Source organism: Embleya sp. NPDC025285 (assembly GCF_055558835.1).
In genome coordinates, this window is record NZ_JBVHLU010000208.1 from 1 (window position 1) to 7,761 (window position 7,761).

A 7,761-nucleotide genomic window follows, 5' to 3' on the forward strand; every position below is an offset into this window, starting at 1 on the left:
GCGGCGAGGCCGAGGCTTCTTCTTCCCCATGCGCTCCATGATGGACATCCTCCCAAGAGGGGCAAACCCCTCAGACAGGGTGTCCGTCAAACCGAATCAAGCCCACTCCGACGGCCAAGCGCGACCGTACCGGTCGTCGCCGACAGGTCCGGGCGCACCAGTGGAAGCCCGTGGAGCATCGCGGCTCGCCGACCGGGAAGAACGTCGACGGTGAACTGGCCGGTTCGACGAGCTCACCGGCCAACTCGGGTGCTCAGCACAGATGATCTGTCGCTGAGCGCTTCAGATGGTGAAGGAGCGTGCAAGTCGGCGAACTGAGCGCCCAAGCGCCGGGACACCTGGCGAGCCGAAGTACAAGCAGTAGGGTTCCTACTTCCCAAACCCTCGGCGGATCTCCTCGGCGAGGACACCGTCCTCTTCGCTCAGACCGAGGTAGGCCCACGAAATCCCGGCGTCGGCGAGCGCCTCGGTCATGGTGGCGCTCCCGGGGTACCGGGCTTCGACAGCGTCCAGCTCGGCCGAGCGTTCTGTAATCCTTTGCATGGACGCGAGGCGAGCTTCAGCGGCAGCCGCTTCATCGACCCGCGCACCTGCCTCCTCCACGTCAAGGTGGGCGTCGATTTTCTCCCCCTCGAAGACGTCGAAGGCCATGTTCACAACCTCCGCCCCCTCCAAGTCGGGCCTCTCAGCGTGGATCTGGCGGAGTTTTGACTCCAGACGGAGCAACTCACTCTCAGGCAGCATGTCGCGCAGACTGTCCAGGGCCCTGTCGAGTTGGACGTCGAACTGGTCGGTCATACCGAGGAGGCTGGGGTCTGCCTGCTTGCCGACACCAGCACCGCTCTCGAAGCCGATGGCCTCGGGCACGCCTCAAGCCGCCAACTCAAGCACTCCGTGTGCGACACGAGGTCGCATCAGGGAAGTAAGGACAGCCACGTGAAGGCGGTATCGATCGGCGGACTTCGGGCCAGTGTCCAAGGCCCGTCTCCGCGCTCGCATGCGTCGCTGGTAGCGGCGGGGTGTGAAACCGAGCAGTCAATGGATGATCGGTGTCACTCGCGGCGCAGGGCGAAGAGAACATAGTCCACATCTGTGAGTTCGACGGCCGACAGGTCATCAGCGCGGGTTCCACCGTCCTGGAAATACGCCTCCTGCAAGCCGGCGGCGACGATGCGCTCAAGTTCGCGTTCGGAGGCTCCAGCGCGCCGGGCCTCGAACAGCTCTCGGGCACGGGCGGAGGAAAGCGGTTGGGTGATCCGGCGCATCCGGGGATCGTCGGTGGATCCTGCCGCCGAAGCGAATCCGAATTTTGCTCGGGACTCCACCACAACCCCGCCGATGTCCGCGGCCTGTAGCTCGGCTCGGCGTCGCACCCTGGGCTGCCAGAGGCGACTGACCTCTGCGTCCAGGCGGGCCTCCACCTCCGCCGGCAGGTGTTTGCGGTCGCCTTTGAGGTAGCGCCCGACGGAGCGTTGGCTGACTCCGAGGAGTTCGGCAACGGCAATGGTGCGGCCCCCGGACTTGCCGAGGAGGAACCGGACCCTGGCCTTGGGGTGAGCGGGCCGGTGAGGAGTTCGAGCGAGATGTCGCCGGACTGGAGGTCGGCCGACAGTCGCATCAGCTCCGCAGCGTTGCGCGCGAGCCTCTTCAACTCCTGCACCGTGAGCAGCACGTCCTGGTCGGGTGCGACCTCCTTGAACCGGTGGGCGAGCCGCAGTGCCTTCTCCAGTTCGGGCCTCACCTTGATCCGAGTGCTGATCTGTTCGCGGAAGATTTTCGAGCAGCCGGCCGTTTCCAGGGCCTCGATCTGGCTCGCGAGTTCCTGCCGGCGCAGGGACGTGCGGGCGTAGCCGATCCGGATCGGCCCGGGCCCGCCCGCCGCAGCCGTGGCCGGTGCGGGCCGCTCGATCCATGCCTTGCCGGGCCGGCGGTCGGCGGGGGTGGGCACGTCGAGGAGTTCGCGCAGCGCGGGCACCAGGACGAACTGCGGCGTGTGGTACTTGACGGCGGTCCTCCCGGCTCGGGTGCGGCACGGACTCCCGGCTGGCGCGGCGCACTTGGGGCAGTCGTGGCGTTCGACCGCGTCGGCGGCCCGATCCGGGTGTTAATGTCCGAAGCTGCCTGCACGAGTGAGCTGGGTCTTCGTCGCCGAGTGCAGGGGACTGTGAATCCCCGGACGGTCCGAAGTCGCGTGCAATGCTGTCGTTTTGGCCGTGGTCGTGTGCGCGGTGGCGGGTTCCGGGATGGCGGACGGGACGGTGACCGCGTGTGGGGTGCCGGCCGCGCCCGGGGCTGTGTGGGCCGTGGTGGGGCCTTGCGGACGCGGACGTCGCGGCCGTGGCGCCGGGGGTCCCCCGATCGGACCGTCGAATACTCGGTCTTGATTCCGGGGACTGCTGGCGAAGCCCGTTCACGTGGCGATCAGGGGACTGCTGGCGAAGCCCGTTCACGTGGCGATCAGGGGCAGGTGCGGCTCGATGTCGGCGGAGAGTCCGGCGGCGGTACGGCAGGCGGATTCCGTGTCCCCGGCGTTCATCCGGGCGGTGATCTCGACGGAGGTCGCCTTGGTCACCTCGAGACGGTAGGCGCATTCGCCGTCCGTTCCGCTGTCGTTGCGTTTCTCGTGCGCGGCGCGCCCGTTCACGGTGCGCACCTGCCCGGGTGCGTCGTCCAGGCCCCGAGGGAGGAACGTCACGGACACGGCAATGAGCTCGCCGGCACCCGCCCCGGGCACGTGGTAGTGGCAGGCCCGGATACTCCCGTCCTTGGACGACACGCCGGCTCCGGCGTCCAGGCGCAGCGCCGTCCGTCGGTCGGTGGGCAGCGTGCACGGGTCGAGCGCGTCCAGGTCGATCGGCCGGTCGTGGTCGGGGTGTGCGGGCGCCTGGTCGGGGGTGGGCAACTTGGCCGTGAGCAGCGGCACCAGGTCGGGCAGTGCGCACTGTGCCACGCCCGTCGTGGTGGCCTCCACCGACGAGGTGGCGTTGACCTGGAACAGCAGGTAGCACGAGGTGGTCTGAAGCCCTGGGAGGGTGGTGGCCTGGCGGGTGACCCGGTGGACCTGCCTGCCCTCGACCGTCCTCGTGGCCAGGGTCGCCTTGTAGTCCCGGGTGTAGGTCTCGGCCAGGCGTTTGGCGTCGGCGGCGCGGTTCGGGGTCGTGCTGTCGCGGATGGTGAGCTTCAGGTAGCCGATGGAGTCCTTCCCATCGTTGTCACCGGGCGCGTCGCGGAAGCCCGCCGAACCGAACGTGCACGAGCGCTGGGGGCCGTCCTCGGCGTGCTCGTTCACCTTCAGGTGCAGGTCGGCCTGTTCCTTGTCGGTGAGCAGCTTGCAGGGGTCGAGTGCGGCGACGTTCGGCGGCCTGCCGGGCTTGTCGTCGTCGGAGCAGCCCGCCAGCAGCAGGACCGCGGCCATCACCGCGCCGCACATCCGCGGCGCCACCCCCCGAAATGGGAGCACGGATATCGGCCGTCGTCGTGGTTTCGACCGGTGATCGTCCGACGCCCCCGGGGCTTGCGCGCGTCCTTGGTGCGCGGTGCTGCAGTACGTGCTGTCCGTGGAAGCCATCCGGTCGTCCCCCGTCCGGCCGTCGATGTCTCGACGGCGTCGCATCCGGCCTGCGGCTGTGGCGCCACGGCCTCGCGGAAGCCTGCCCGTCAGGCGACGGCGACCACGCAAAGCGACCGGTCCGACGCCCTCAGACATCGACCCGGCGCGGAGGAGGGTAGCAGGAACTCCGGCTGCGGGTGGGCGACTTCGCGGGGTTGCGGAGGATCCAGCCGACGGATCGGCTGTGGTCGGCCCGGATCCTGCCTGGCGGGTGCGACCCCCGTGGCCGGACCCACGGCGACGCCACCCATCACACCTCCGCCCCCGATGCCACAGCCTCGCCACCGTCACCGGCCGGCGAGCCATCGCTCGAGGACTTCGACGCGAACCCGCGATCCTCTCGGAGCCCATGCCCGTGCACGCGACTTCGGTCATCAGTGCAACCGACTTCGGAAGCTGACAGATCCGGGGTCCACTCCATATGGTTCAGCGTCGCAGAACCCTCTCGCGCAATCCGCCGGTTGTGCGAGAAATTGTGCAACGGAGAGTCGGGGCGATTCGGGCGCGATTCGCGGTCGGTCCGGCTGTGTCTCATCCGACCATTTGTGAGAGATCACGCCAACGGCCAAGGCATCCCTGCTGACATCCCTGTCCCGTCGAACAAGACCCGACTGGCCATCTATCTCTGACCACATTGGCCAGGTACCGCTGAACAGCAAGTCCGTGTCCTGGGGCTTGGCGAAGAGAGCTGGCCAACTACCGCTGGTGGTCACATCAGCAGCCTTCCCCGGGTGGCCCGAAGGGGCACACCGTCACCTCACGTACACCCGCGTCGAATTCGTGCTGGGAGGACCCGCGTGCCGCTAGGGTTGCGAGCGGCAGTCGTGCCTGTCGGACTCCGAGCCCGTGCGCCCACGTCGCGCGGCATCGAAGGACAAGGTTCTCGGAATCGCGCGGTGTCGAAGGCCCGTTCCTGTGACGTCACACGGTGGGGCACGTGGGGTCGCACCGGGAACCAGGACGAACTCATGACGCGGGACCGCAAGCGCAAGCAGGCCGCACGCGCCGCCGCCGCCACGAACGGGGAATCCTACGTACGCGCCGCTCGCCGAATGAACCGGGACGGTTCGCCCACGCCGATCCTGACCACCGGCGTGGTCGACGGCTTGGTCGCGGCGTTCGGGACGGCCGGCTGGCCGGTGGAGGTCGAGCCCAACCTGATGGAGGGCGGCACACGGTGGCTGTTCGCCGGACCCACGCATGCCACCGTCACCCGCGAAAGCACCTCGTTCGATCAGGACTTCGACCCCGACGACGCCGACCAGGCGGACTTGGGTGTACCGCCCGCCGTGCACTTCGGCGCGCCGAGCCTGGGTGATCCCCGCATCTCGGTGACCGCGTCCGGCGGGGAGCCGTGCACCCACGTCGTCGACAGGCTCGACCGGGCCCTGGCCCAGCGCACGCTGATGATCCTGGGCCGTCACCAACGGACCACCGCCCGACCGTCCCTGATCGTCACCGGGCCCGCCGCCGCCGGCAAGACCACCGCGCTGCTCCACGTCGGGCGCGCCTGCCACCTCGCCCACGCCCGCCGTGTTCCGGCGCCGCCGGGGCAGGCCCACCCACGCGTGCCGGTCGCGTACGTCCTCGTGCCGCCGGGCGCGACCGCGAAGGCCCTCGCCGCCGAGTTCGCCCGCTACCTCGGCGTCCCCGCCGGCGCACGGATGACGCAGGCCCAGATCACCGAGGCCGTGTGCCACATCTACCACCGGGCCGGCGTCCACCTCGTCCCCATCGATGAGATCCACCGCCTCAACCCCCGAACCACCACCGGCGCCGAAACCGCGGGCCTGTCGAAGAGACCTCACCGAACGCATCGGGGCGACGTTCGTATACGCGGGCATCGACGTGGTGACAACCGCGTTGTTCGGGGGTGTACGCGGAGCGCAACTCGCCGGTCGGGCCTCGTTGGTCGAGTGCGGGGCATTCCCCGCGCGGCTCGGCACACGTGAACCGTTCAAAGAGTTGATCGCCGGCGTGGAAGCCGCCCTCGACCCGAAACGCACACCGCGCGGGGACACCACCGCCGCCTCGCGCCCTATCTCCACCAACGCACCGCCGGCCGGATCGGCAGCCTCACCCGCCTGATACGCCAAGCCGCCATCACCGCCATCGACGACGGCACCGAACGCATCACCAGAGGCGGCCTCGAGGCGATCGTCCTGGACCACACCGCCGAGGACCACTACCGCCCCCGTGTCACCGGACGCGCCCGCACCGGCGGCCGCGCACACCGACACGGCACGTGAACACCGACCCGGTCCCGCGCGTCCGCACAGCCCGAGGCCGGTACCGATGCCCTGCTGCGGGAGTGTGCAGGCCACCGCCCCGACAGATGGGACGCGGCGCGTGATGGCGACCGGGACCGGCCCGATCCCGGGATCGAGAGCGGGAGGACTCGCCCGCCACGACGACACCGACCCTCGGGACCCGGCCGCCGAACCCGCGCCGCGGGACCGGGCCGGAACACGACCGGGCGCGTTCCGTGTGGCTCCCCTGCCCTACGAGTCCGCCGTCTCCCGGGTCGGCCGCGTCGCGGCGACATATCGACAGAGCGCGCCCGACCTCCTGAACGGCGTCGGCATCGCCGGCATGGGCACGCGAGGGGCCGGCGACTGCGACACGACCGAGATCCACCTCGACCCGGCGGCGCAACGGCGCCTCGCCGAGATCACCGGTCCCTGACTCGGCAGGCCTGGCAATCCACTTGCTTCGGCCTGAGTGGGCCGCGATTCCACGGTTAGCTGACTCGTCGATCGACCTTCGGTGGCGTCACCGCCCAACCTGGCGAGGAGCTTACTAGTGCCGTGACCGGATTGGTTCGCGGTGTTGGTGTGTCGCCGGTGTTGTCGGTGGGAGTCTCGGTTGGATGGTCCTCGGGATCGTTCGAGCGGGAGGGTGCGGGTGGCCGAGAGAGTCGTGGTGCGGCGGTTGAGTGACGACGAGGGCCGTCGACTGCAGGCGATCGTGCGTCGGGGAACGACCAGCGCCGTGCGGTTTCGTCGGGCGATGATCGTCCTCGCGTCGGCCGGCGGGAACACCGTGCCGGTGATCGCCCGCCTGGTGCAGGCGGACGAGGACACCGTGCGGGAGGTGATTCACCGGTTCAACGGGATCGGGATGAAATCTCTGGACCCTCGGTGGGCGGGAGGCCGTCCCCGCCTGTTGACTCCTGAACAGGAGGACTTCGTCGTGGCGACGGCCACCACCCGCCCGACGAGACTCGGCCTCCCGTTCACCCGCTGGTCGATCCGCAAGCTCGCCGACCACCTGCGTCGTCTGCCGACCCCGCGCATACGCATCGGCCGCGAGGCCCTGCGGGAACTGCTCGAACGCCGGGGCGTCACCTTCCAGCGGACGAAGACGTGGAAGGAGTCGACCGATCCCGAGCGCGAGAGCAAGCTCGACCGGATCGAGCACGTCACACGGCATTTCCCCGACCGGGTTTTTGCGTTCGACGAGTTCGGCCCGTTGGGCATCCGCCCCACCGCGGGCGGCTGTTGGGCCCCGCGGGGCCGCCCCGACCGCCACCCGGCCACCTACACACGGACCCACGGCGTCCGTATTTCCATGGCTGTTACTCCATGGGCGACGACACGTTGTGGGGCGTGAACCGGCGGCGCAAGGGCATCGCGCCGACCTGGGCTGCCCTGCGATCGATCCGCGCGGCCCGACCGGACGGCGCCCCGATTTACGTGATCCTCGACAACCTGTCGGCCCACAAGAACCGGCGGATCCGCAGATGGGCCCGTCGGAACAGGGTCGAACTGTGTTTCACGCCGACCCAGGCCTCCTGGGCCAACCCGATCGAGGCGCACTTCGGGCCGCTGCGGCAATTCACCCTCGCCAACTCGAACCACCCCAACCACACCGTCCAGACCCGGCGACTGCACGCGTATCTGCGTTGGCGCAACGCGAACGCCCGCCACCCCGACGTCCTCGCCGCCCAGCGCAGGGAACGCGCACGCATCCGCAGCGAGAAGGGCATCCGCTGGGGCGGACAACCCCTCGACACCGCCGCATGACCCACCAACCCGGCAAACGTTTCCGGTCACGGCACTAGTAGTACTTCGTTAGGTCGGGATTGGTATTCGTGTGCGGTGTTCGAGTTTCCTTGTGGGGAGAGGGCGTTCGCAGGTGTGGCAGATGCC

The 7,761-nt window shown here is 69.3% G+C and carries 4 protein-coding genes and 3 pseudogenes; 3 read left to right on the forward strand and 4 right to left on the reverse strand.

All coding sequences use genetic code 11. The features are described from left to right. Window positions 1-369 precede the first annotated feature (369 nt). The 4 genes and pseudogenes from ACZ4FV_RS51105 to ACZ4FV_RS51120 all read right to left on the reverse strand — a co-directional run bounded on the left by ACZ4FV_RS51105 (window position 370) and on the right by ACZ4FV_RS51120 (window position 3,442). Window positions 370-867 (reverse strand): hypothetical protein, encoded by a 498-nt coding sequence (locus ACZ4FV_RS51105; RefSeq protein WP_465328239.1) that lies wholly within the window; start codon window positions 865-867, stop codon window positions 370-372. 185 nt (window positions 868-1,052) lie between these two features. Beyond that, window positions 1,053-1,565, reverse strand: a pseudogene (gene tpg, locus ACZ4FV_RS51110) (telomere-protecting terminal protein Tpg); the annotation flags it as partial. 56 nt (window positions 1,566-1,621) lie between these two features. Further along, window positions 1,622-2,083 (reverse strand): annotated as a pseudogene (locus tag ACZ4FV_RS51115) (recombinase family protein); the annotation flags it as partial. 363 nt (window positions 2,084-2,446) lie between these two features. After that, a complete protein-coding gene (locus ACZ4FV_RS51120; protein WP_465328240.1) occupies window positions 2,447-3,442 on the reverse strand; it encodes a DUF3558 family protein in 996 nt (331 codons plus the stop codon). Window positions 3,443-4,578: 1,136 nt separating this feature from the next. On the opposite strand from ACZ4FV_RS51120, the gene ACZ4FV_RS51125 reads away from it, so the two are divergent. The 3 genes and pseudogenes from ACZ4FV_RS51125 (at window position 4,579) to ACZ4FV_RS51135 (ending at window position 7,635) form a co-directional block, all read left to right on the forward strand. After that, window positions 4,579-5,562, forward strand: a complete 984-nt coding sequence (locus tag ACZ4FV_RS51125) for a TniB family NTP-binding protein (protein ID WP_465328241.1) — start codon at window positions 4,579-4,581, stop codon at window positions 5,560-5,562. 400 nt (window positions 5,563-5,962) lie between these two features. Continuing rightward, window positions 5,963-6,295: a TniQ family protein gene (locus tag ACZ4FV_RS51130; protein ID WP_465328242.1), complete on the forward strand. Its 333-nt coding sequence runs from the start codon at window positions 5,963-5,965 to the stop codon at window positions 6,293-6,295. Between the two features lie 219 nt (window positions 6,296-6,514). Then, window positions 6,515-7,635 (forward strand): annotated as a pseudogene (locus ACZ4FV_RS51135) (IS630 family transposase). Window positions 7,636-7,761 lie beyond the last annotated feature (126 nt).